Raw genomic sequence first — 24,658 nt, forward strand, 5'->3', positions numbered from 1 at the left:
ATGAAAAAACTTAAATTATTGTTTTTACTTCTGCTCACTGTAGGATTTGCAAGTGCACAAACCAATGTAACTGGTACCGTTAAAGGTGACGATGGTTTTGGCATACCTACAGTTAATGTTGTAGAAAAAGGAACCTCTAATGGAACAACAACGGATTTTGATGGTAATTACTCATTAAACGTGTCAAGCAATGCTACTTTAGTATTTAGTTACGTTGGTTATGAAAGTAAAGAAGTATCCGTAAACGGACAGTCTACAGTTAATGTTACATTATCAAGTGGTGAAGCATTAGACGAAGTTGTATTGGTTGGTTCTAGAACAGCTCCCAGAAGTAATGTAGACAGCGCATTACCTATTGACGTAGTTGGCACAAAAGAGCTAACATCCACTGGTCAAGCTACCTTTGACAAAGCACTACAGTACAGAATACCTTCCTTTAACACAGTACAAACACCTGTTAATGATGCGACTTCTTTATTAGATCCTTATGAAATAAGAAACATGGGTCCTAGTAGAACCTTAATACTAATTAACGGAAAGCGTAAAAATTTAAGTGCTTTATTATACACACAAACGTCTCCTGGACGTGGAGAAACTGGTGCAGATATTTCTGCCATACCTACAGACGCGATTAAACGTGTAGAAATTTTACGAGATGGTGCGTCTGCTCAATATGGTTCTGATGCTATTGCTGGTGTAATGAATATTATACTAAAAGACAATGCAAATTTTGGATCCGCAACTTTAAGAAGTGGAATTACTAGTGAAGGTGATGGAGAAATGATTGGAATTGCTGTAAATAATGGTTCTACAATTGGAGGTGATAAAGGTTTTATTAATTACACTATAGATTTTTCTAAAACTAATTTAGCAAATAGACCAGGAACAGTAAATGCTGTAGCAGAAGCAGATGCTGATTTAGGATTTGATGCTGATTTAGGATTTGTTCAAGAATTTTTATCTCGTCGTCCAGATGCAGGAAATATTAATGGTTCTCCTGAAAATGCAGCTTCAAAATTCTTAATTAATAGTGGGTTAGATATAGCTGAAAACACAGAGCTTTATTTTAACGCAGCTTACGTTTATAAAAAAGTAAATAGCTTTGCTAATTACAGAACACCATATTGGAGGGCTTTAAACGATGACAATGCTTATTTAGCAGATTTTTTTCCTGGAAATAATCCAAATACAACTAATGGATACGATGGATATGTACCAACCTTTGAAGGTTTATTAAACGATTACAATGGTACCGTTGGAGTAAGAACTAAAATAAACGATTGGAACGTTGATTTAAGTTATACTACAGGAGGAAATACGCAAACTTATAAAGTTAATCAATCTCATAACGGAAATGAAGTTTATACAGCAAATTACAATCCTGAAACAGGAGAGTTTGAAGCTGTAGAATTATACAGAGCTAATAGTCCACAATCTTTTGATCCAGGAGGAACTAGATTTACACATAACGTTGGTAACATTGACATCTCTAGAGTATTATCCGATAAAGTAAGTATTGGATTTGGTACAGAGTTTAGAAACGAAACTTTTGAAGTAATCGAAGGTGGTGCTGCATCTTACGAAGGTGGTGGAGCAGATTCTTTTGCCGGAAATACTCCTCAAAACTCAGGTAAATTTAATAGATACAATTTTGGTGGTTACTTTTCAATTGATTATGACGTAAGTGACGCTTTTCTTTTAAGTGGTACAATTAGAACAGAAAATTATTCAGATTTTGGAAACACCTTTGTTTACAAACTTAGTTCTAGATTAAAGTTAAACGATCAATTTACAGCAAGAGCTTCAGTTTCTTCTGGGTTTAGAGCGCCTACATTACACCAAATTTATACACAAAAATCGCAATACTCTTTCAACCAGGTGGAGCAATTGTTGTAGGTGGATTAGCTAATAATGTATCCACTCAAGCAACTTTATTAGAAATCCCTAATTTAGACGCAGAAACATCTAACAACTTTACAATTGGATTTGGTGGTAAACTTGAAAACAATTTTAGCTTTACTTTAGATTACTATAATATTTCTGTAAAAGACAGAATTGTATTAGGTGCAGAAATTACAGGTACAGCTTTTGACGTTAATGGTAATAATATTGGTACAACACCTTTAGACGATATTTTAAGGGATAACAACTTATCAGATATAAGCTTTTTCTCTAACGCAATTGACACAAGAACATCTGGAATTGATGTAGTATTAAGCAAAAAAAATATTGAAATTGGTAATGGAGACTTGGATTTAAATTTATCAGGAAACTACACTTTCCAAAACGAAAGAGATGGTGACGTTAAAGACATACCTTTAGTGGCACAAGCTGGTCAATCTGTAGTAAACGCAACTCAAGAAGCTTTATTTTTTACTTCTAGACCAGAAACTAAATGGATCCTTGGTGCTAACTATGAAATTAACAAATTTGGACTTTCGTTAAACAACACCTATTTTGGAAAAACAACATTTAAACAACAAGGATTAGATAATAATTTACGTACTGAGTTTACACCTAAAATTGTAACAGACCTAGGTATCAATTACAGCGCTTCTGACAAATTAACTATTGCCTTTAACATTAATAACATTTTAAATGTACTTCCAGAGTGGAGCTTCAAAGCTGAAAATGCTGTTGGTGAAGCTATAATTAACGATACATCAATAACCTCTACTGGTCAAACTGAGATTCAAAATCAATCAGATTTAATAACATTTAACCAACGTTACTCTCAAATGACTTATGATGGTTACCATTTTAGTCAACTAGGGACAATGTTTAATTTATCTTTAAACTATAAATTTTAATATTTAAAATAGTTTTATCACAAAAATGCTGCTCTTCTCGAGCAGTATTTTTTTTATCTTTAATTAGTATTATTCCATTAATAAGTTAATTAACACACTAAATAAATTATGCATAGTTTATACTTAAATGGATTTGAGAAGATTTATGATGCTATGTATTGAATATTTATTAATTATAAAAATGAGTGGAAACTTCTACTATACCTTAATAATTTTAAGGTATAAGAGTGTATTGACAAGCCAGCTTATATGTTGATTGTTAAGCTGTAGTGGCTCAAAAAATAGCATAAAAAAAACCTAAGACAGTGCTTAGGTTTAATTTAGTTTATATCAAGTTTATGTTTCTAACAGATACTATCCATCAGGATGCATAAATTTTTGTTTTCCTAATAAAGTGTCTTTACTCTCTACATGATCATCATCAGGTACACAACAATCTACTGGGCAAACTGCTGCACATTGTGGCTCTTCATGAAAACCTACACATTCTGTACACTTATCAGGTACAATGTAATAAATCTCATCACTAATAGGCTCTTGTGCTTCATCTGCATCAACTTCTTTACCATCCGTTAACACTAACTTACCGTTAAGACTTGTTCCATCCTTATATCTCCAATCATCAGCACCTTCATAAATTGCTGTATTTGGGCATTCTGGTTCACAAGCTCCACAGTTAATACATTCGTCTGTTATAATAATTGCCATAGCGTATTTTTAATCTTTTTTGTTTACTTAACTTTGTGGTGCAAAAATAAAGCCAAAAAAGGTGTTATACAAATAATAATGAGTAACAAAGATCACATAACGGAAGCATTTGTACAATTAGGCCATTTTATTAGTCAATTTACTACAGAAAGTCCTGAGAAAAAAGAAAACATATTACATAATCAATTGTTTTTTGATGGTTTTAAACATCAAATCAAGTTAGCAAAAGAACATAACGGTTGGTTTACACAACAAAATATTCAATATGCTTTAAAAGGTTGGAGTGACCAATTAACTAAAGCAACGCTTCAAAATTGGTTAAAAAAGTACGATTTAACGACTACCAATCCTAAAACCGTTGCCATAATTATGGCTGGTAATATTCCGTTAGTAGGTTTTCATGATTTTTTGTGTGTTTTACTAACTGGACATTCCGTATTAGTAAAACAATCTTCTAACGACAAACACCTTCTACCCTATTTAGCCAAATATTTAGAACATATAACTCCAGATTTAAAAGGAAAAATAACCTTTACAGAAGATAAATTACAAAACTTTGACGCAGTAATTGCTACAGGAAGCAATAACACAGCACGCTATTTTGAGTTTTATTTTAAGAATAAACCTTCAATAATTAGAAAAAGCCGAAACTCGGCTGCAATATTAACAGGGTCTGAAACACCAGAACAGTTAGACGCCTTATCTGATGATATTTTTAGATACTATGGTTTAGGTTGCAGAAATGTTTCTAAAATGTTTATACCTAGAGATTATAATTTTGATGCTTTTTTTAATGCCATGTATAAATGGAATCCGATTATTAACGAAGCCAAATACGCTAACAATTACGACTATAATAAAGCAGTATATATAATGAGTGAATTTGATATGCTAGAAAATGGTTTTTTAATGATTAAAGAAGACCAAAGCTACGCATCACCAATAGCTACTGTGTTTTATGAGTATTATGATTCTATCGAAACTTTAAAACAAAAATTACAACTTGATAAAGATTTAATACAATGTATTGTCGCTAATAATTTTGATGATTCAGAAGTTTCGTTTGGAAAAACACAACAACCAGAACTTTCAGATTACGCAGACGATGTTGACACAATTGCATTTTTATTAAAAATCTAAAGGATAAATTATTAAATTCTTAACTTAATTTAAATCAATAATTAGCACCTTTGTTAATTGATAAAATAAGATAATTTCTGTATTACCAGAAAACTAAATTTGTAACCATGCAAAAACATAATTTTAGCGCAGGACCATGCGTATTACCTCAAGAAGTATTACAAAAAGCATCACAAGCTTTATTAGATTTTGATAACGGATTATCCCTAATCGAAGTCTCGCATAGAAGTAAGTCCTTTGTTGATGTGATGGAACAAGCTAGAGCTTTAGCATTAGAGTTATTAGGCCTAGAAGGTAAAGGCTACAAAGCCTTATTTTTACAAGGTGGAGCAAGCATGCAATTTTTAATGGTCGCTCAAAATTTATTAGAAAAAAAAGCTTCCTATTTAAACACAGGAACTTGGGCAGACAAGGCTATTAAAGAAGCTAAAATTTACGCAGATATTGTAGAAGTAGCATCCTCTAAAGACGCTAACTATAATTATATTCCAAAAGGTTTTGATATTCCAGAAGATCATGATTATTTTCATTGTACATCCAACAACACTATTTTTGGAACACAAATGAAAAGTTTTCCTAAATCACCAATCCCATTAGTATGTGATATGAGTAGCGATATTTTTTCACGCTCATTAGACTTTTCTCAATTTGACTTAATTTACGCAGGAGCTCAAAAAAACATGGGACCAGCTGGTACAACCCTAATTGTTGTTAAAGAAGATATTTTAGGAAAAGTATCGCGTAAAATACCATCAATGTTAGACTATAAAGTACATATAGACAAAAGCAGTATGTTTAATACACCTCCTGTATTTGCAGTCTACACCTCTATGTTAACATTACAGTGGTTAAAGGATTTAGGTGGTATTAAAGCTATCGAAAAAGAAAATGACAAAAAAGCAAGATTAATGTATTCTGAAATTGATTTAAACCCATTATTTAAAGGTTTTGCAGCTAAAGAAGACAGATCAGACATGAACGCTACCTTTACATTAGTTAATGAAGATTTAAAAGAAACTTTTGACACCATGTGGAAAGAAGCTGGCGTTAGTGGATTAAATGGACATAGAAGCGTTGGAGGTTACAGAGCAAGCATGTATAACGCCTTATCTTTAGATAGCGTTAAAGTACTTGTTGAAGTAATGAGTGAATTAGAAAGTAAAGCATAAAATTATTGAAAATGAAAATATTAGCAAACGACGGAATTTCACAAAGCGGAATTGACGCTTTAGAAGCTGCAGGTTTTGAAGTTAACACAACAACAGTAGCCCAAGAGCAGTTAATTAATTACATAAACGATAAAGACATTAGTGTTTTACTAGTAAGAAGCGCTACAACTGCAAGAAAAGATTTAATCGACGCTTGTCCTAATCTTAAAATTATTGGACGTGGTGGTGTCGGAATGGATAACATAGACGTTGACTATGCCAAACAAAAAGGCTTACACGTTATAAATACACCAGCAGCATCATCGCAATCTGTTGCCGAGTTAGTTTTTGCTCACCTATATGGTGGAGTAAGATTTTTACACGACGCTAACAGAAACATGCCTTTAGATGGTGACACGCAATTTAAAAAATTAAAGAAAAACTACGCTAAAGGAGTTGAGTTAAGAGGAAAAACGCTTGGTGTAATTGGATTTGGTCGTATTGGTCAAGAAGTTGCAAAAATTGGTTTAGGTGTTGGAATGAAAGTTATTGCTGCAGATAAATTTATAGAAGCTGCATATGTTAGTGTTGACTTTTTTGATGGACAATCAGTAACATTTAATATTAAAACTGAAACAATGGAGGATGTTTTAAAACAATCAGACTTTGTTACACTTCACGTACCAGCACAAAAAGACTACGTTATAGCTAAACCTGAGTTTGATGTCATGAAAGATGGATCTGCTATAATTAATGCTGCAAGAGGTGGTGTTGTTAATGAAGTAGATTTAGTAAGTGCGCTTGAAAGCGGAAAACTAGCATTTGCAGGTTTGGATACGTTTCAAAACGAACCTACTCCTGCAGTACAATTATTAATGAATGGTAGAATTTCTTTAACGCCACACATTGGAGCTGCAACTAATGAAGCACAAGATAGAATTGGTACAGAGCTAGCAACTCAAATCAAGAATATACTTTTAAACGGATAAACAATACATTTTAACGTATACTTATTTAAAACGAAATTTATAAAAAGCCACATTGTTAAAATGTGGCTTTTTTTTGTACTTTTCAACTATCAAATCGTATTAACTATTAATTTTTATATAAAATGGCAGGAATTTTAGACCTATTAAACTCAGATTTAGGAAAAACAATTATCAGTGGTGTATCTGGATCAACAGGAACAGACCAAGACAGAACAGGAAGCGTTTTAACAATGGCTTTACCAGTGTTAATGAAAGCAATGGAACGTAACGCTTCAACACCAGAAGGTGCAGAAGGACTTTTAGGAGCAATTAAAGGAAAGCACAATGGTAGCATATTAGATAATTTAGGAGACCTTTTTGGAGGTGGAGTAAATGAAGAAGTTGTTAATGATGGTGACAAAATTTTAGGTCATGTATTAGGTGCTAAAAGAGATGGTGTACAACAAGTAATAGGACAAAAATCTGGCTTAGATTCTGGATCAGTTGCAAACATATTAAAAGTAGCAGCTCCAATTTTAATGGGTGTTTTAGGAAAACAAGCAAGTCAAAACAACGTAAGCTCTACAAATGACTTAGGTGGTTTACTTGGTGGTTTACTTGGTGGAAACGAAACTAAAAACGAACAAAGCTTTCTAGAAAAAATATTAGATGCAGATGGTGATGGTAGCATTATCGATGATGTAGCAGGAATGGTACTTGGTGGTGGATCTAGTAAAAAAGGAGGATTATCTGGTTTATTAGGTGGTCTTTTTGGAAAATAAACTTTTCATTTTATAATTTATATAAAGCCAAACCTATGTTTGGCTTTTTTTTTGTGACTTACATCAACTTATTTTTTTGTATTTTTAAGAAAAAGAAGCGCATGAAAAACATACTTTTATTTGCTATATTATTAATGATAGCTTTTAGCTGTAATACCAATAAAGTTGCTAGTTCCAAAGATTTATCATTGGCTCAACCTGGTGATACTATTACCATATCAAGTGACAAAACAGAATATGATATTATTATTATAGAGCCAGGTTTTAATACTTGGCTACAAACTGTAGCTAAACCGGAAGGCTATTATACACAACAATATCTAGAAAACAAAAATGTAATGTATGTATCAGCCTGGAATAATCGTGCATTACAGCCACAACGCTACAACCCAAACTTATACGAACTCCAAATCGACTACCAATCTAACATAGATTATGGTTATGACGTAAATTATAAGTTGTATAATTATTTTGTTTATTTTCAAAACAGATATAAACAAAATCTTTTAGGTGGTCGTATTCCTCCTAATTAAAGCCTTTTCTATATCTTTGCAACGATAAAAATTGCAATGGAAAAATTTAAAAAACGTTGGGAAATCCAACAAAATTGGCAACTATTATTTCCTGTATTAGGATTTTTAGCACTAGCATATTCTAGCTATAAGCTTGCTAATAAAATGATTGACAACAACATATTCTTAGTTATTACTTCTACTATAATAACCACTTCAGTATTATTAAAGTTTGTATTATTTCTGTTTAAAAAACTAGAAAACAAGTGGGAAGTCACTTATAAATGGGAAATGATACGCATATTTATAGTATTTGCGGTTACTGGTAGTTCTTCTTTATTTGTAGGAAGACCAATAATATATTGGTTAGGAATTACTAAAGAAAACTTAAATATTGTGGTCTATTGGATTTTATATATTATCATTGGGCTAATTTTCTATCAAATAATGTTAGTCTTTTTTGGGTGGCTGTCAGGGCAGCACAAATTCTTTTGGGAATTTGAAAAAAAGATGATAAGACGTTTTGGTTTAGGTAAATTCGTAGATTAATTGAAACAACAACAGCACATAGCATTTAAATATATAGCAATAGTTTTACTACTTGCTGTAATGCTACCTTCTGCTGTAAAGTTTACACATGTTTTTGAAAACCATAAGCATGAAGTGTGTTCAGACAATATAACATCTCACATGCATGAGACTGATGTAGAATGTGAATTTTACAAGTTTAAACTTAACACCCAATACTATACTTTTTTTGAAATTTCTTTATTAAATATAGAAGATAATTTCTTGAAAATAAACAATACATTATATAACTTTAAGTATAATCATCAGCAATTATCGTACTCGCTTCGAGGACCTCCTTTTTTAGTTTAACATAAGTAATTATTTAAACTAAATTTTTTTACAATGAAATATTATTTAATTGTTTTGTGCTGCTGTGTATTCAGTTGGGCACAAAGTCAAGATTGCAATGCTACTTTTTCAGGAGAAGTGCATGATTTTCATGATGGTACACCAATAGTAAATGCTACCATTTTTATTAAAAGCCTTAATAAGTATACCACTACGGATATTAATGGGCGTTTTAATATAGATAATCTATGTAATGCTCTAATAGTTGTGGAGGTTAGCCATCTTGCATGCGAAACCAAAACCGTGGACGTTAACATTATTAACGATACCTTTATCGAAATTAACCTAGAGCATCATATAGAAGAGCTAAATGAGGTTAAAGTTACTGGTGCTTCTGGCATTAAACTGACTAAAACTGCACAAGAAACTCATTTAAAATCCGATGTTATTGATCGTTTTAGTTCACTTAATTTAGGTGATGCTTTAAAACAGATTAGTGGTGTATCTTCCATAAATACTGGTAATAGTATTGTTAAACCTGTAATTAATGGTTTACATAGCAGCCGAATTATTGTAATGACTAATGGTGTAAGGCTTCAGGATCAAGAATGGGGAATTGAACATGCACCAAATATAGATTTAAATACTGCTGGTAGTATCAATGTGATTAAAGGTGCCAATGCACTAGCATATGGTGGTGATGCAATTGGAGGCGTAATCGTTTTAAAACCTTCTAACATCAGTTTAAAAGATTCACTTTACGGTAAAACAATAGTAAGTGGTAACACCAATGGTAGAGGCTATAATTTAAATACCTCATTAACAAAAACATACAAAAAAGGTTGGTATTTAGGTGCACAAGCTTCTTTAAAACGTTCAGGAGATATGGAAGCACCCGATTATAGTTTAACCAATACTGGCTTAAACACCAAAGGTTTTTCTGTTAATGGTGGTTTTAAAACTTTTGAAAAAGGCTTTAATGTATATTATAGTTATTTAGATAATGAAATAGCCATTTTAAGAGCAGCGCATATAGGTAATATTGAAGATTTAGTAAATGCGATTAACAATCCGCAACCATTAGTAATTGAAGATTTTAGTTATGATATTAACGCGCCTAAACAGGACGTTACCCATCATGTTTTTAAAACTGAATTCTATAAACGTTTTAAAAAATTTGGACGCGTAGACATACAGTATGATTACCAAAACAATCATCGTTTTGAGTATGATATACGTGTTGGTGATGATAGAGATAAACCTGCTATAGATTTAACTCTAAAAACACATACTTTAAAAACTAGCGTGACGTTGGATTCTAAAAACAATATTTCTTATAATTTTGGAGTAAATGCAGGATATCAAAATAATTTTGCAGCAAACACAGGTGTTAGACGCCTAATTCCGGATTATGACAAGTATGATGTAGGAGCATTTATTGTTACCGAATTAAAATTAAATAATGACCTATCTATGGATTTTGGTTTACGTTATGATTTTAATCAAATTGATGCTAAAAAATACTACTTAACTAGTCGTTGGAATGAGCGTAACTATGATTCGGATTTTGGAAATATTGTGATTGACGATTTAGGTACACAATTACTGACTAATCCAGTTTTTAATTACCACAATGTTTCAGCATCAGCAGGTATTGCTTATCAATTAAATGAATATAATAGTTTTATATTTAATTATGGATTATCTAATCGTGCTCCTAACCCATCCGAGTTATTTAGTGATGGCTTACATCACTCGGCAGCTAGAATTGAATTAGGAGATTTACGTTTAAAACAAGAAACATCAAATCGTATTTCTGGTAGCTATAATTTTCAAAAAAACAATTTATCATTAAACATTGAGGCTTTTTATAATTATATAAAAGATTACATTTTTATAGAGCCTACTGGAACAGAACAAACCATTCGTGGTGCCTTCCCAGTTTGGAGTTACAATCAAACAAATGCTGCTTTATATGGATTAGATCTTACTGCTAATTATAGCTTTAATGACCATTGGTTTTTAAATAATAAATCCTCAATCACAAAAGGAAAGGATGTTAGCCAAAATGAAGCGTTAATTGATATGCCTTCGTTTAAAACTGTTAACATCATAGGGTATTCTAACCCAAAATGGTTAGATCTTAAAACCGAATTACAAAGTGAGTGGGTTTTTAGACAAAATGATTACCCAAATAATAATTTTGAAGTATTTATACCAACTACAGAACAAATGGAATTGGTAGATGTAAGTACTACGCCTCCAGCCTACCATTTGTTGCATTTACAAAGCAATATTACATGGGAAATGTCCAAGTCTACAGACTTAAATATTGAGCTAAATATTACAAATATTTTTAATACAAATTACCGAGAAAACCTTAATAGATTACGTTATTTTGCTGATGATGTAGGAAGGAATATAATGTTACAATTAAAATTAAACTATTAACATTTAAAACATTAACAATGAAAAATTTAACACTAAAAACAATTAAACAATTATCGCTATTATTTTTAATTTCAATAGCATTTACAGCGTGTTCAAGCGACGATGACAATACAAATAACCCAGAACCTGTTAATGAGGAGGAAGTAATTACAACCTTAACTGCTACACTTATTCCTGTGGGTGGAGGTACAACCGTAACAATGCAAACACGTGATTTGGATGGTGATGGACCAAATGCTCCAGTAATAACAGTATCATCAGACTTAGTGGCCAACACAGTATATAATGGTAGTCTAGTTTTGTTAAACGAAACTGAATCTCCTGCTGAAGAAATAAATGAAGAAATTGAAGAAGAAAGTAATGACCACCAATTTTTTTATAATGTAACTAATAGCATTGCTACTTTTACTTACGAGGATTTTGATGATAACGGAAATCCTTTAGGTTTAGAGTTTACTTTAACTACAGCTGCTACAGCTATGACTGGAAATCTAACAATTACTTTACGTCATGAACCAAGCAAATCTGCAGTTGGTGTTAGCGATGGAGACATTACAAACGCAGGTGGAGAAACTGATGTGCAAGCTGTATTTCCTGTTGTAATACAATAATAGTTAACTAAGTTTACCACTATTTTTAATAAAAACATCCCGTAAATTACGGGATGTTTTTTGTTTTAAACTTAAATAGATTTAAAAAAAATGTAACAAATGCCTTGTTTAAACCACTAATTAAAAAACAACTTAAACTATTATGAAAACAGCATTTTACTTACTATTATTAACCTTTGGGTCTTCTTTTTTAGTATATAGTCAAGACCAACCTTTAAGTCCCAATAACAATACAGCAGATACATCACTTGTCCAACCAGAATCATCTAATATGAACTGGTATATTGTCCAAGACACAGTTAAAGTACTTATTGGAAAAATAAATACTCAAATTAAAAAAGATAAAAAAGAGCTTTACGTCGTTACTACTGTGGACATGACCCAAGCCACAACTAAATGGGTAGACACCACAATTGTATCTATTAAAAACTTTAAACCTATATACCACTCGTCATACAATCAGCAACGTGATATGGTATTACATTTTAACTCTAAGGTTACTGGTTATTATTTTGATAAAAAAAACGATTCTAAAACAACTATTAATGAAACTACCACTAAACCTTATTTTGATAGTAATTTTTACCCACAACTTATTAGGTTTTTACCGTTAACGGAAGGTTATAAAAATACTATTGCCATTTTTGATTATAATCCTACAACTTCAACAGGTGTTATAACAGCTACTATTAAAAATACAGAACTGGCAATTTTAAACTTAAATGGTCAAGAAACTAAAGTTTGGAAAGTGCAAACAACAGATGATATTTCTAAAAATCAAACCATTAGCACTTACTATATTGATGTTACTACCAGAAAAATATTAAAACATGATATTGCTTTTAATGGTAGATTAATGACAATGGAAATAATTGATTAGCATTCTGCATCTTAATAAAAGACTAAGTAAATTTTAACTTGATATTATTTCTAAACCTAAAAGCAACTCAATAATTTTCAATACTTTTGTTAGGCAAACTTTTAAAAATTTCCGCTTGACGGTAAAACAAAAATATATTTCATGAAAAATACAGCTTTAACAGCAACTCACGAAGCCTTAAACGCAAAAATGGTTCCTTTTGCAGGTTACAACATGCCTGTACAATATGATGGTGTAAATATAGAACATGAAGCAGTTAGAAAAGACTGTGGTGTGTTTGACGTATCACATATGGGAGAGTTTTTAATTTCTGGTCCAAAAGCATTAAATTTAATACAAAGCGTAAGCAGTAATGATGCGTCTAAATTGACAATTGGTAAAGCACAATATGCGTGTTTACCAAATGATGATGGTGGAATTGTTGACGATTTAATTATTTACAAATTAAAAGAAGAGCAATATTTACTAGTCGTTAATGCTAGTAATATTGAAAAAGATTGGAATTGGATTACCTCTAAAAACACAGTTGGTGCTGACATGCGAGATTTGTCAGAGGATTACTCGTTATTAGCTATTCAAGGTCCTAATGCTGTATCAAAAATGCAAGCTTTATCAAGTCGTGATTTATCTGCTATTAAGTTTTATAATTTTGAAGTTGGTGATTTTGCTGGAATTGATAATGTAATTATTTCTGCAACTGGATATACTGGTAGTGGTGGTTTTGAAATTTATTGTAAAAATGACGAGGTTAAACAAATCTGGGATAAAGTTACTGAAGCTGGTGCAAAACCAATTGGCTTAGCTGCTCGTGATACTTTACGTTTAGAAATGGGTTATTGCCTTTACGGAAATGACATTGATGATACAACATCACCTATTGAAGCTGGTTTAGGATGGGTAACAAAATTCACTAAAACCTTTACTAATAGTGAAGCTTTAGAAGCACAAAAACGCAAAGGTGTAGATCGTAAGTTAGTCGCTTTTGAATTAGACGAAAGAGGAATCCCTAGACAAGGCTATGACATTGTAGATGGACAAGGCAAAAAAATTGGTGAAGTTACTTCCGGAACCATGTCACCTATGCTTAATAAAGGTATTGGTTTAGGCTATGTACCAACAGTTTTTGCAGATGTAAACAGTAAAATAAATATACAAATACGTAAAAATGCAGTGCCTGCAACTGTTGTAAAACTTCCGTTTTACAAAGTGTAATTATACTTTATGTTAGATTTTAACACAATAATAAACAACATCCATAATAACCTAAAAGACAACGTTGTTAAGGGTGTTGTTGCTTCATATATACCAGAGTTATCAAAACAAGATGTCAATCAATTTGGGATTTACATGCAACATATGGACGGTCGATCGTTTAAGGTTGGTGATGCAGAAGTCCCATTTTCTATACAAAGTATTTCTAAAGTTTTATCATTATCTAAAGCAATTGCTTTTGAAAACAATGATATATGGAAGCGTGTGGATGTAGAACCGTCAGGAAACCCTTTTAATCATTTGTCTTTATTAGAGTTAGAAAATGGTATACCTAGAAACCCTTTAATAAATGCAGGTGCCATAGTGGTTGCAGATATTTTATGCTCTAAATTTAAAAATCCAAAAGCCGATTTTTTACAATTTGTACGTGATATTGCCAACGACCAAACTATTGATTATAATTATAAAGTTGCCGAGTCAGAGCGTAAAACGGGATATAACAATTATGCTGCAGCAAACCTTTTAAAATCTTTTAATAATTTAAATAACGATGTAGAGGATGTTATGGATTTTTACTTCCATCAATGTGCTCTAGAGATGACTTGCTCTCAACTGGCAAAAGCATTTTATTTATTTGCTAATAAAGGTAAATGCATAAATAATAAGCAACATATTACAAGTAGTCAAGCCAAACGTATAAATGCAATCATGTTAACTTGTGGTTTTTATGACGAGTCTGGTGAGTTTGCTTTTGAAGTTGGACTACCTGGTAAAAGTGGTGTTGGTGGTGGTATTGTTGCCTTACTACCAAACCATTTTATAATTTCTACTTGGTGTCCTGGTCTAAACGCTAAAGGTAATTCGTTAATTGGAATGCAAGCGTTAGAACAATTTACAACTCAGACCAATTTATCTATTTTCTAAACGTTATCCTTACTAATGAAAGAGATAAATAACAAACATCGCATACTAATTTTAGGTGCCAGTGGTTTTATTGGACAAGCTCTATACAAAGAGCTATGTGGCTATTTTAGAACCTTTGGAACCTATTGCAGAGACAATTACGCCTTTAATAAAAACCAACATTACTTTCAATACAATATTGAAGAAGATGATATTTTTGAAATCCTAGATATCGTAAAACCTACCATTGTAATTTCTGCGATACGAGGTAATTTTTCGGCACAAATTATTGCTCACCAACATATTACCGAGTACATTATTGCCAACAACAGTAAATTAATATTTTTATCATCAGCAAATGTTTTTGATGCCTATAGTAAATTTCCTAGCTATGAAAATGACAAAACATTAAGTCATAGTATGTATGGTCATTTTAAAATAAAAATAGAGAACATGCTATTGCGTTTGCCAAAACAATATTATGCAATTTTAAGACTACCAATGGTCTTTGGAGCGCAATCTCCAAGAATACATGAGATTAAATTTCATATAAAAGAAAAAATACCTTTTGAAGTATTTCCTAATTTGATAATGAATGTCACCACAGATACTAAGGTCACACAACAAATTCATTATTTAATAAACCGAAATAAAAAAGGCATATTCCATTTAGGTAGTGAAGATTTAGTGCATCATGACGATTTTATTAAAGAAATTATCGCGTCGCTAAACATAAAAAACCCACTTTTAAAACAAGTGTACACAACCAATGACGACAGGTATTTAGCAGTCCTTTCTAAAGAAAACAAGTTACCTAAGCATTTACAGTTATTAAGTCAAGAAATTTTAACAGAATTAGAAGTTTAATTTATTATTTTTAAATAAAAATATGGCACTACTTACACAAACAGAAATAGAACAACGTCTACTTAGACTACCGGAATGGGAACATTATGATAATGCAATCCATGCAGAATTTGAATTTGAAAATTTTAAAGACTGTTTTAGCGCAATGAGCAGAATTGCTTTTGAGTGCGAAGCATTAAACCATCATCCTGAATGGACTAACGAATATAATGTACTTAAAATTACAATAACAACACATGATGCAGGTGGAGTTACAGATAAAGATTTTAAATTAGCCTTAGCAATTGAGCATATTGTTGAAGAGGAAGAGGACTAATACCACTTTATTCACATATTTTTTTAAATTTGTGATTCAATAAAATAATCTAGGTTTTCGCTACAGCGAAACTATAAAAACATATAATCATGGGAAGAGCTTTTGAATTTAGAAAAGCACGTAAAATGAAACGTTGGTCTGCAATGAGCAAGGCTTTTACACGCATTGGAAAAGACATTGTAATGGCTGTAAAAGAAGGTGGACCAGATCCAGCTAGTAACTCACGTTTACGTGCAGTTATACAAAATGCCAAAGCAGTAAACATGCCTAAGGACAATGTTGAGCGTGCTATTAAAAAAGCAAGCGACAAAAGTCAAGGTGATTTTAAAGAAGTAATTTTTGAAGGTTATGCACCTCATGGAATTGCTGTTTTAGTTGAAACTGCTACAGATAATAATACCAGAACTGTAGCTAACGTGCGTAGTTATTTTAATAAATGTGATGGTAGTTTAGGTACATCAGGATCTGTAGTATTTATGTTTGACCATACTTGTAACTTTAGAGTTGCTGCTGAAGGTTTAGATCCTGAAGAATTAGAACTAGAGTTTATAGATTTTGGTGCAGAAGAAGTATTTGCAGATGACGATGGTATTTTAATTTACGCACCTTTTGAAAGTTTTGGAGCTATCCAAGCTGAACTTGAAAGACGTGAAATTGAAATTTTATCTTCTGGATTTGAACGCATACCACAAGTTACTAAAGCTTTAACACCAGAACAGGCTGCTGATGTAGAAAAATTATTAGAAAAATTAGATGATGATGATGATGTACAAAACGTATATCACACTATGGAAGAAACGGATAATGATGATGAGTAATCTAATCTTATAAGTATTAAAAAAGCGACCAATTGGTCGCTTTTTTTAACTTTATTATGTATCGATTATATTACAACTCTAAAATTTGAGCTGCATGATCTTTAGTTTTAACCTTATCAATAACGTGGGCTACTACTCCATCTTCATCAATTAAAAAAGTTTTTCGGTGGATACCATCGTACTCTTTACCCATAAACTTTTTTAAACCCCAAACACCAAAAGCATTAATCACTTCTTTTTCTTCGTCTGCTAATAACGGAAACGGAAAACTGTATTTGTTTTTAAAATTAGTCTGTCTTTTTTCAGAATCTGCACTTACACCTAAAATCTCATAACCTTTATCTTGTAAGGCTTTATAATTATCGGTTAAATTACAAGCTTCTGCTGTGCAACCAGGTGTACTAGCTTTTGGGTAAAAGAAAACAATTAGTTTTTTTCCTTTATAATCGGATAATGACACAGGGTTTCCGTCTTGATCATTAACTGTAAAATTTGGTACTTTATCACCTTGTTTTAATGTATTCATAGTTGTAATTTTGGTTTCATTCAAAAATACAATTAATGACTAAGCAAGAAAAGGTAGATTTTGTTATAAATACGTTAAATACGCTATATCCCGAAATCCCTGTACCATTAGATCATAAAGATCCCTACACATTATTAGTTGCTGTTTTATTATCTGCACAATGTACTGATGTTAGAGTCAATCAAATCACACCTATATTGTTTGCAAAAGCAGATAATCCATACGATATGATTAAGTTGAGTGTGGAAGAAATTAAAGAAATAATCAGACCTTGTGGCTTATCACCAATGAAAAGTAAAGGTATATACGGATTATCAAAAATGCTAGTCGAAGACTACAATGGTGTTGTACCACAGTCTTTTGAAGCTTTAGAGACCTTTCCAGCAGTTGGTCACAAAACTGCAGGCGTAGTTATGAGTCAGGCTTTTGGTGTTCCTGCATTTCCGGTTGACACGCACATACATAGATTAATGTATCGATGGAATTTAACTAATGGTAAAAGTGTGCAACAAACAGAAAAAGATGCCAAACGTTTATTTCCAGAACATACCTGGAATGATTTACATCTTCAAATAATATGGTACGGACGCGAGTACTCTCCTGCCAGAGGTTGGGATTTAGAAAAAGATATTATAACCAAGACTATTGGGAGAGCATCTGTGCTAAAAGAATATGCAAAAAAGTAATATTGGCATAAAGCTTGTGACTTTTTTTAAATACAAATGTTTATGAGATCAACCATTATATGTATTCTTGTTGTACTACTAACCTCTTGTATACCAACCAAAATAGCGCCTAAAATTGAAAGTTATAAGATTACAACAGGTAAAAAATTTAATAAAGCATTACCAAAATGGCAATCGTTTATTTTTGAAGATCCTAAAAACGCAAACGAATTTTATAATTATATAAACACAAAGTTTGAGCTAAACCATAATAATGTTGATAGTAATGTCAAGATTGTAATAAATAATACAGACTACTATTTATCTTTTTATGAAATAGCAAGGGATACTGAAACATTAAATTTAATTCCTATAGTAATAGATGGTAAGAGAAATCAAAACGGAAATGATGCCTTATTAACTGAGGCGTATACAAGCCAATCTAGCAAATATTACATTGCTTTAACCGTTTTTGATGATGATTTTAAAAATTGCCTTAAAGAAGATTATAAGGATCAAAAAGTTATAATACAATATTTAGAAGCTTTACGTAAACAATATTTGTCGACATATAACTACCAACAATTACTCTTAAAAAAAACGTCCTGAGACTATCAGGACGTTTCCAAGTTTAGTTTTGAAGTGCTTCAAACTTCAAATTTTTATAATTTATAACACTTAAAGCCTTGCTATAATTTAAGATAAAACTTATGGTTTCATCTTTAGGTTTTAGTTTAAAACCGTGTTTTTTTGGGGTATTAGAATGTTCAGAGTAAATTTTTGCCATGTATATTAGTTTAAGGTATAAACAAATAACGAGCAAAATTACACTTTATTGTCTTTTAATTAGTCAATACTATATTGTGCTTTTCAATAACCTTTCTCATATTAATTAATGCATAGCGCATACGACCCAAAGCAGTGTTAATACTAACACCTGTACGCTCTGATATTTCTTTAAAACTCATATCATTATACATACGCATTACTAATACTTCTTTTTGATCTTCTGGCAACTCGTCTATCAAACGTCTTACATCTGACTCAACTTGCTCTTTAACCATAACTTTTTCAGCATTTAAAGACGTATCACTAATAACAGAAAAGATATCAAAATCACCAGAATTATCAAATTTTGGCATTCTGTTATTTTTTCTAAAATGATCAATAACCAAATTATGTGCAATACGCATAACCCAAGGTAAAAATTTACCCTCTTCATTATATTTACCTCGTTTTAAAGTACGAATGACTTTAATGAAAGTATCCTGAAAAATATCTTCAGCAATATCTCTATCAAATACTTTAGAATAAATAAAACTATAAATACGTTGTTTGTGTCTAGTAATCAATACTTCTAAAGCAGACTCGTCTCCTTTAATATAGTTACTAACAAGAATAGCATCTGTGATTGTTACTTTTTGCATAATCATTACTTTTTGGACACCAAAAAAAGGTTCTGGCTTGGGGTTTATAAAAAAAAAAGTAATGTTGTAGTATAGGCAAAAATTAAGTTAGGTCATTGATATGCATCAAATATAACAACAATCATTCCGAAAAAGCAAAAAAAATCTAAAGTTTTAACATTTTATTGCACAATAATCTTTTTTACTAGATGATTAAGTTATGTTATCTTTGTAGTCAAGACGTAAAATGACTATGACAACACCGCTTTCTGAAGTAAATCCAAAAGAAAACATTATAATAAAAGGTGCTAAATTGCACAATCTTAAAAACATTGATGTTGTTATTCCGCGACGCAAACTAGTTGTTATAACGGGATTATCAGGATCTGGAAAGTCAAGTTTAGCTTTTGACACTTTGTATGCAGAAGGTCAACGTCGTTATGTAGAAAGTTTAAGTAGTTATGCTAGACAATTTTTAGGACGATTAAATAAACCTAAAGTAGATTATATAAAAGGTATTGCTCCAGCTATTGCAATCGAGCAAAAAGTAAATAGTACCAATCCACGATCAACCGTTGGAACAACAACCGAGATTTATGATTATTTAAAACTGCTTTTTGCCAGAGTTGGGCGCACCTACTCGCCTATTTCTGGTCAAGAAGTAAAAAAAGATACGGTTACAGACGTTATTAACTACATAAAAGGTTTAGCCTTAAACCAAAAACTGCTGTTATTAGCTCCTATTGTATTGGAGGAAGGTCGTGAGTTACAAGACAAATTAAATGCTTTAAATGCACAAGGGTATGCTAGAATAAAAGTAAAAGATTCTGTAATAAGAATTGACGATGCTAAGGACTTAACGTCTATTAAAGATTTGTTTTTAGTAGTAGACAGAATTGTTACTAAAGACGATGAGGATTTTTATAACAGATTAGCAGACGCCATACAAACTGCCTTTTTTGAAGGAAAAGGTAATTGTTATATCGAAACTCTTGCAGATAACACCAGTCGTCATTTTAGTAATAAATTTGAATTGGATGGTTTACAGTTTCTAGAACCAAACGTGCATTTATTTAGTTTTAACAATCCTTATGGTGCTTGTCCAAAATGTGAAGGTTATGGCGATGTTATTGGTATTGATGATGATTTAGTTGTACCAAATACAGCACTTTCTGTTTATGAAAACGCTATTTTTCCTTGGCGTGGTGACAGCATGAGTTGGTATAAAGATCAATTGGTAAACAATTCTCATAAATTTGATTTCCCAATACATAAGCCATATTTTCAATTAAGTCCAGAGCATAAAGCTTTAATTTGGGAAGGAAACCAATATTTTGAAGGTTTAAATAGTTTTTTTGCCGAGTTAGAAAGCAAAGCATATAAGATTCAAAATCGTGTAATGCTCTCTCGATACAGAGGAAAAACACAATGTAAAGTCTGTCATGGTAAACGCTTAAGACCAGAAACAAACTATATAAAAGTTGGTAATGCAACTTTAACAGAATTAGTAGAATTGCCGCTAAGTAAATTAGCAGTATTTTTTGACACCATCACTTTAAATGATTATGATGCAAAAATTGCAGAACGTCTTTTAGTAGAAATTAAAAATAGACTAAGTTTTTTACATAATGTAGGTTTAGATTATTTAACCTTAAACCGAAAATCTAACACGCTTTCTGGTGGTGAAAGTCAACGTATCAACTTAGCAACCTCTTTAGGAAGCAGCTTAGTAGGATCCATGTATATTTTGGACGAACCTAGTATTGGATTACATCCAAAAGACTCTGAACGTTTAATACAAGTATTAAAACAACTTCGCGATTTGGGTAATACCGTAATTGTGGTGGAGCATGATGAAGACATCATGAAAGAAGCCGACCAAATAATAGATATTGGTCCAGAAGCTGGGACATTAGGAGGTCAAGTTGTTGCTGTTGGTACGTATGCTGATATTTTAAAATCAACATCATTAACTGCACAATATTTAAACGAAACTTTAAAAATTGAAGTACCTAAAACACGTCGAACTAGCAAGTACAGCATAGACATTATTGGAGCTAGAGAAAATAATTTAAAAAACATAGATGTGTCTTTTCCATTAGAAATGCTAACGGTTATTACTGGAGTTTCTGGAAGTGGAAAAAGTACTTTGGTTAAAAAAATATTATTTCCTGCCATACAAAAACACTTAACTGGCTTTAGTGATAAAGCAGGACAGTTTACTGAGTTAAAAGGAAACTATACTATAATAAAAAATATAGAGTTTATTGATCAAAACCCTATTGGACGATCCTCTAGATCTAATCCTGTGACATACGTTAAAGCCTATGATGATATTAGAGCGTTGTATGCTAAACAAAAACTTAGTACTATACGCAATTACGCTGCTAAACACTTTAGTTTTAATGTGGATGGTGGACGTTGTGAAACTTGTAAGGGAGAAGGTGAAGTAACTATCGAAATGCAATTTATGGCTGATGTCCATTTAGAATGTGAAACTTGTAAAGGAAAGCGTTTTAAAAAAGAAGTTTTAGAGGTCACTTTTGCAGATAAAAATATTGATGATATTTTAAATCTAACTATCGATGACGCTATTGACTTTTTTGATAAAAACGGAGTCTCCAAGATTAAAAACAAATTACAACCTTTACAAGACGTAGGTTTAGGTTATGTTGCCTTAGGACAAAGCAGTTCTACCCTATCTGGTGGTGAAGCACAACGTATAAAGTTAGCAACCTTTTTGGGTAAAGGAATTACTAAAGAAAAAATGTTGTTTATTTTTGACGAGCCTACCACTGGTTTACATTTTCATGACATACAAAAATTATTAAAATCCTTTTATGCGCTAATAGCAAAAGGACATTCTATTATTGTTGTGGAGCATAATTTAGAACTTATTAAATGTGCAGATCATATAATAGATTTAGGTCCTGAAGGTGGTGAAAATGGTGGTCATTTAGTTGCTTTTGGAACTCCAAAAGACGTTATTAAAGTTAAAAATAGTGTGACTGCTAAGTATTTAAAAGAAAAATTATAACCGTTTTAGTATTTAATTTTTATTTAATAAGACAAAAACGAAATAAAACCTAAGACCAGAAAAGCAATAGGTACTAACACTACTAAAAAAACTAAAGACACAATTCCGCTTTTTAAAACACTGTAAAATAAACGTTGATTATAAAACCGTTTAACAGCAATTACTAGATATATAAATGTGGATAAGGCTATTAAAAAGTCTATCCAATTAGGTACATCAATAATAAAATTGCTGATTAATAAAATACTAAACACTGTGAAAATAAAGGCGAAAAAGTAAAAAGAAAATACCAAGTGGTAAGCATATCGTCCTTTTTTCCAAAAAAATAGTTTCAAAAAGAAAGCAAAAATTGGTAATAAAATAAATAATGCTATTGGTGTTGTATTTATCATGGACATCCAAATCGTACCAGCTTTTCTATCCTGATGAAACTTTAAAAGTCTAGGATATAACATCCTATCAAACCATCCTGGATTATCATCCATTCCCATAGCTATGTAAATAGATTCCTTTGATGCTCCAACAGTCAATAATGAGTCTATTTTTTGACTCTCGTACCCAAATAAAACGTTATTACTTGATTTAATTTCTTTTTGATTTACAATAGAGTCTATCTGTTTATCTGTCATTCCGGATAGCAACTTATTACTATTTAATGTGGCTCTAATTTCACTTCTTTCAATAGAGTCTATTTCTTTTCTTTCAATTTCATTTAAAACTTTAGTTGATTGCGCTTTAAAATCCTCATTTAAATTTTCTTCTACTTTATTCATTTGAAAGGAAAACAAAAAGAAAAACACAAACGTAACAAATAAATATAATTGTGCAGGATGCAAATAAGATAGACGTTTACCTTCAATAAATCTTTTAGGCAAAAATCCTGGTTTACTCATTAAAGGAATAAAACTCTTTAAAAATTTAGAATCCCACAGCAGATAATTATTTAAGGTATTGTAAAATAAAATTCCAAGTGTTAATTCCTCTTTATCTTTCATTCCACAATGTGGACAAAATTGGAATCCTGATTTAAAATCGCTATCGCAATTTTTACACTTGGTATACTTTAAGGACATTAGTTAGTAGTTTTTATAAAAGTAAATATTTTAATCAATTATATACTTTTCAATATAGAATTAAATTAAAATATACTAAAAAAACGTCTTGGACATGCAGTAAAATCAATGCATAACAACTTTGGCACAGCTATTGAAACTACTTAATCAAAATAGCGAATGCCGAAACGCTTAAATAGTAGGCAAAATCTAAATCCTTAATACTATGAAAAAACTAGTACTATTATTTACAGGTATGTTAATTGGATTAACTACTGTAACAGCAGAAGCTAAATCTGCATCGCAAGGTGAAGATTTAGTATTAAACAGAAATTATTACGCACAACCAATCTTGTTTACAGAACGTGGTGTGGAATTTTTAATTTTTCCTGACGGAAGTTTTGATTTTAACACAGCAATAAATCACACGCAAGGAGACTATTATTACAGACGCACTAACACCAATACAAAACGAAGATCAATAAATGTTACAAATGGTGCTCCAGGTACACAAGTAACTTATAATAACCCTAGAGATAGAGGTATGATTATTACACATGATCGTGATGGTAAAGTTAGACGCATAGGAAATGTATTTTTAAATTATAACAGGAGTGGTCAAATTAAGCGTTTAGGCTCTGTTTACATTAGTTACAACCGTCAAGGTTTAGTTAGTCAAATTGGAAGTATGCGTTTATACTACAATAGACAAGGACAATTAATTAAAACTATTGGTCAAGTTAACAGAAGTAATTCTAATCATGACATAGGTCAAACTAATAATGGTCATTATCAATACCAAACAAGTAATAATAATAATAATAATGATACAATTTATTACAGAAAAACTGTCGATACACAACCTACTCAGTTAAAAAAATAGGTAGTAAATCAAATTTATAAATATTATTTAAAGCCATAAACTTTTGTTTATGGCTTTTTTTATCGCCTTCAATAAATTAAAAAACAACCATAATCCCTTGTGAAT

At 31.5% G+C, this 24,658-nt stretch carries 24 protein-coding genes and 1 pseudogene; 20 read left to right on the plus strand and 5 right to left on the minus strand.

Annotated elements, in window-relative coordinates; translation table 11 throughout:
• Positions 1-2,810: pseudogene (locus JM82_RS05835) on the plus strand (TonB-dependent receptor).
• 354 nt (positions 2,811-3,164) lie between these two features.
• Here the strand turns inward: JM82_RS05835 and JM82_RS05840 are convergent.
• Entirely contained in the window at positions 3,165-3,518 is a 354-nt protein-coding gene (locus tag JM82_RS05840; RefSeq protein WP_145001785.1) for a 4Fe-4S dicluster domain-containing protein, read from the minus strand.
• Between the two features lie 78 nt (positions 3,519-3,596).
• Between JM82_RS05840 and JM82_RS05845 the strand changes: the two genes are divergently transcribed.
• From JM82_RS05845 to JM82_RS05915, 15 genes are all read left to right on the plus strand, one after another.
• Positions 3,597-4,658: an acyl-CoA reductase gene (locus JM82_RS05845; RefSeq protein WP_145001786.1), complete on the plus strand. Its 1,062-nt coding sequence runs from the start codon at positions 3,597-3,599 to the stop codon at positions 4,656-4,658.
• Positions 4,659-4,765: 107 nt separating this feature from the next.
• On the plus strand, positions 4,766-5,827 hold the full coding sequence (serC, locus tag JM82_RS05850) for a 3-phosphoserine/phosphohydroxythreonine transaminase (protein ID WP_145001787.1): 1,062 nt from the start codon (positions 4,766-4,768) through the stop codon (positions 5,825-5,827).
• An 11-nt stretch (positions 5,828-5,838) separates the two neighbouring features.
• Positions 5,839-6,795, plus strand: coding sequence for a D-2-hydroxyacid dehydrogenase (locus tag JM82_RS05855; protein ID WP_145001788.1), 957 nt, complete (start codon positions 5,839-5,841; stop codon positions 6,793-6,795).
• A 122-nt stretch (positions 6,796-6,917) separates the two neighbouring features.
• The gene (locus tag JM82_RS05860; protein ID WP_145001789.1) at positions 6,918-7,556 is read left to right on the plus strand and encodes a DUF937 domain-containing protein; all 639 of its coding nucleotides are present in this window, start codon (positions 6,918-6,920) and stop codon (positions 7,554-7,556) included.
• A 101-nt stretch (positions 7,557-7,657) separates the two neighbouring features.
• Complete coding sequence (locus tag JM82_RS05865; RefSeq protein ID WP_145001790.1) at positions 7,658-8,089, plus strand: DUF6146 family protein; 432 nt, start codon at positions 7,658-7,660, stop codon at positions 8,087-8,089.
• 36 nt (positions 8,090-8,125) lie between these two features.
• Positions 8,126-8,617 (plus strand): DUF6787 family protein, encoded by a 492-nt coding sequence (locus JM82_RS05870; RefSeq protein ID WP_145001791.1) that lies wholly within the window; start codon positions 8,126-8,128, stop codon positions 8,615-8,617.
• The gene (locus JM82_RS05875) at positions 8,618-8,947 is read left to right on the plus strand and encodes a hypothetical protein (RefSeq protein WP_145001792.1); all 330 of its coding nucleotides are present in this window, start codon (positions 8,618-8,620) and stop codon (positions 8,945-8,947) included. It abuts the gene before it with no gap.
• Positions 8,948-8,980: 33 nt separating this feature from the next.
• Positions 8,981-11,377 carry a TonB-dependent receptor gene (locus tag JM82_RS05880; RefSeq protein ID WP_145001793.1) on the plus strand — a complete coding sequence of 799 codons (2,397 nt, stop codon included), beginning with the start codon at positions 8,981-8,983 and terminating at the stop codon, positions 11,375-11,377.
• 17 nt (positions 11,378-11,394) lie between these two features.
• Positions 11,395-11,988, plus strand: coding sequence for a type 1 periplasmic binding fold superfamily protein (locus tag JM82_RS05885; protein ID WP_145001794.1), 594 nt, complete (start codon positions 11,395-11,397; stop codon positions 11,986-11,988).
• Between the two features lie 142 nt (positions 11,989-12,130).
• Positions 12,131-12,868, plus strand: coding sequence for a hypothetical protein (locus JM82_RS05890; protein ID WP_145001795.1), 738 nt, complete (start codon positions 12,131-12,133; stop codon positions 12,866-12,868).
• A gap of 141 nt (positions 12,869-13,009) precedes the next feature.
• The gene (gene gcvT / locus JM82_RS05895) at positions 13,010-14,080 is read left to right on the plus strand and encodes a glycine cleavage system aminomethyltransferase GcvT (RefSeq protein ID WP_145001796.1); all 1,071 of its coding nucleotides are present in this window, start codon (positions 13,010-13,012) and stop codon (positions 14,078-14,080) included.
• A gap of 9 nt (positions 14,081-14,089) precedes the next feature.
• Positions 14,090-15,004, plus strand: a complete 915-nt coding sequence (locus JM82_RS05900; protein WP_145001797.1) for a glutaminase — start codon at positions 14,090-14,092, stop codon at positions 15,002-15,004.
• Positions 15,005-15,019: 15 nt separating this feature from the next.
• A complete protein-coding gene (locus JM82_RS05905) occupies positions 15,020-15,850 on the plus strand; it encodes a sugar nucleotide-binding protein (RefSeq protein ID WP_145001798.1) in 831 nt (276 codons plus the stop codon).
• A gap of 22 nt (positions 15,851-15,872) precedes the next feature.
• The gene (locus JM82_RS05910; RefSeq protein WP_028282044.1) at positions 15,873-16,166 is read left to right on the plus strand and encodes a 4a-hydroxytetrahydrobiopterin dehydratase; all 294 of its coding nucleotides are present in this window, start codon (positions 15,873-15,875) and stop codon (positions 16,164-16,166) included.
• Between the two features lie 89 nt (positions 16,167-16,255).
• On the plus strand, positions 16,256-16,984 hold the full coding sequence (locus tag JM82_RS05915) for a YebC/PmpR family DNA-binding transcriptional regulator (protein WP_028282043.1): 729 nt from the start codon (positions 16,256-16,258) through the stop codon (positions 16,982-16,984).
• Between the two features lie 70 nt (positions 16,985-17,054).
• Here JM82_RS05915 and bcp read toward each other — a convergent pair whose 3' ends face one another.
• A complete protein-coding gene (bcp, locus tag JM82_RS05920) occupies positions 17,055-17,510 on the minus strand; it encodes a thioredoxin-dependent thiol peroxidase (protein WP_145001799.1) in 456 nt (151 codons plus the stop codon).
• Between the two features lie 35 nt (positions 17,511-17,545).
• Between bcp and nth the strand changes: the two genes are divergently transcribed.
• A complete protein-coding gene (gene nth / locus JM82_RS05925) occupies positions 17,546-18,196 on the plus strand; it encodes an endonuclease III domain-containing protein (RefSeq protein WP_145001800.1) in 651 nt (216 codons plus the stop codon).
• 42 nt (positions 18,197-18,238) lie between these two features.
• On the plus strand, positions 18,239-18,784 hold the full coding sequence (locus JM82_RS05930; RefSeq protein ID WP_145001801.1) for a hypothetical protein: 546 nt from the start codon (positions 18,239-18,241) through the stop codon (positions 18,782-18,784).
• A 22-nt stretch (positions 18,785-18,806) separates the two neighbouring features.
• Here the strand turns inward: JM82_RS05930 and JM82_RS16340 are convergent, their stop codons facing one another.
• A complete protein-coding gene (locus JM82_RS16340) occupies positions 18,807-18,962 on the minus strand; it encodes a hypothetical protein (RefSeq protein WP_186439184.1) in 156 nt (51 codons plus the stop codon).
• Between the two features lie 55 nt (positions 18,963-19,017).
• Positions 19,018-19,602 carry an RNA polymerase sigma factor gene (locus tag JM82_RS05935; RefSeq protein ID WP_028282040.1) on the minus strand — a complete coding sequence of 195 codons (585 nt, stop codon included), beginning with the start codon at positions 19,600-19,602 and terminating at the stop codon, positions 19,018-19,020.
• Positions 19,603-19,834: 232 nt separating this feature from the next.
• Between JM82_RS05935 and uvrA the strand changes: the two genes are divergently transcribed.
• A complete protein-coding gene (gene uvrA / locus JM82_RS05940) occupies positions 19,835-22,618 on the plus strand; it encodes an excinuclease ABC subunit UvrA (protein WP_145001802.1) in 2,784 nt (927 codons plus the stop codon).
• Between the two features lie 23 nt (positions 22,619-22,641).
• On the opposite strand, the gene JM82_RS05945 is transcribed toward uvrA, so the two are convergent.
• Positions 22,642-23,691 (minus strand): DUF3667 domain-containing protein, encoded by a 1,050-nt coding sequence (locus JM82_RS05945; RefSeq protein WP_145001803.1) that lies wholly within the window; start codon positions 23,689-23,691, stop codon positions 22,642-22,644.
• Between the two features lie 205 nt (positions 23,692-23,896).
• On the opposite strand from JM82_RS05945, the gene JM82_RS05950 reads away from it, so the two are divergent.
• The gene (locus tag JM82_RS05950) at positions 23,897-24,553 is read left to right on the plus strand and encodes a hypothetical protein (RefSeq protein ID WP_145001804.1); all 657 of its coding nucleotides are present in this window, start codon (positions 23,897-23,899) and stop codon (positions 24,551-24,553) included.
• Positions 24,554-24,658: the final 105 nt, after the last annotated feature.

Origin of the sequence: Olleya sp. Hel_I_94, assembly GCF_007827365.1 — a bacterium.
Taxonomy (GTDB): Bacteria; Bacteroidota; Bacteroidia; order Flavobacteriales; family Flavobacteriaceae; genus Olleya.

Excerpts from the sequence above, each read along its gene's own strand:
- JM82_RS05840 (WP_145001785.1), bottom strand. The coding sequence starts at position 3,518 with ATGGCAATTATTATAACAGACGAATGTATTAACTGTGGAGCTTGTGAA.
- JM82_RS05845 (WP_145001786.1), top strand. The coding sequence starts at position 3,597 with ATGAGTAACAAAGATCACATAACGGAAGCATTTGTACAATTAGGCCAT.
- serC (WP_145001787.1), top strand. The coding sequence starts at position 4,766 with ATGCAAAAACATAATTTTAGCGCAGGACCATGCGTATTACCTCAAGAA.
- JM82_RS05855 (WP_145001788.1), top strand. The coding sequence starts at position 5,839 with ATGAAAATATTAGCAAACGACGGAATTTCACAAAGCGGAATTGACGCT.
- JM82_RS05860 (WP_145001789.1), top strand. The coding sequence starts at position 6,918 with ATGGCAGGAATTTTAGACCTATTAAACTCAGATTTAGGAAAAACAATT.
- JM82_RS05865 (WP_145001790.1), top strand. The coding sequence starts at position 7,658 with ATGAAAAACATACTTTTATTTGCTATATTATTAATGATAGCTTTTAGC.
- JM82_RS05870 (WP_145001791.1), top strand. The coding sequence starts at position 8,126 with ATGGAAAAATTTAAAAAACGTTGGGAAATCCAACAAAATTGGCAACTA.
- JM82_RS05880 (WP_145001793.1), top strand. The coding sequence starts at position 8,981 with ATGAAATATTATTTAATTGTTTTGTGCTGCTGTGTATTCAGTTGGGCA.
- JM82_RS05885 (WP_145001794.1), top strand. The coding sequence starts at position 11,395 with ATGAAAAATTTAACACTAAAAACAATTAAACAATTATCGCTATTATTT.
- JM82_RS05890 (WP_145001795.1), top strand. The coding sequence starts at position 12,131 with ATGAAAACAGCATTTTACTTACTATTATTAACCTTTGGGTCTTCTTTT.
- gcvT (WP_145001796.1), top strand. The coding sequence starts at position 13,010 with ATGAAAAATACAGCTTTAACAGCAACTCACGAAGCCTTAAACGCAAAA.
- JM82_RS05900 (WP_145001797.1), top strand. The coding sequence starts at position 14,090 with ATGTTAGATTTTAACACAATAATAAACAACATCCATAATAACCTAAAA.
- JM82_RS05905 (WP_145001798.1), top strand. The coding sequence starts at position 15,020 with ATGAAAGAGATAAATAACAAACATCGCATACTAATTTTAGGTGCCAGT.
- JM82_RS05910 (WP_028282044.1), top strand. The coding sequence starts at position 15,873 with ATGGCACTACTTACACAAACAGAAATAGAACAACGTCTACTTAGACTA.
- JM82_RS05915 (WP_028282043.1), top strand. The coding sequence starts at position 16,256 with ATGGGAAGAGCTTTTGAATTTAGAAAAGCACGTAAAATGAAACGTTGG.
- bcp (WP_145001799.1), bottom strand. The coding sequence starts at position 17,510 with ATGAATACATTAAAACAAGGTGATAAAGTACCAAATTTTACAGTTAAT.
- nth (WP_145001800.1), top strand. The coding sequence starts at position 17,546 with ATGACTAAGCAAGAAAAGGTAGATTTTGTTATAAATACGTTAAATACG.
- JM82_RS05930 (WP_145001801.1), top strand. The coding sequence starts at position 18,239 with ATGAGATCAACCATTATATGTATTCTTGTTGTACTACTAACCTCTTGT.
- JM82_RS16340 (WP_186439184.1), bottom strand. The coding sequence starts at position 18,962 with ATGGCAAAAATTTACTCTGAACATTCTAATACCCCAAAAAAACACGGT.
- JM82_RS05935 (WP_028282040.1), bottom strand. The coding sequence starts at position 19,602 with ATGCAAAAAGTAACAATCACAGATGCTATTCTTGTTAGTAACTATATT.
- uvrA (WP_145001802.1), top strand. The coding sequence starts at position 19,835 with ATGACAACACCGCTTTCTGAAGTAAATCCAAAAGAAAACATTATAATA.
- JM82_RS05945 (WP_145001803.1), bottom strand. The coding sequence starts at position 23,691 with ATGTCCTTAAAGTATACCAAGTGTAAAAATTGCGATAGCGATTTTAAA.
- JM82_RS05950 (WP_145001804.1), top strand. The coding sequence starts at position 23,897 with ATGAAAAAACTAGTACTATTATTTACAGGTATGTTAATTGGATTAACT.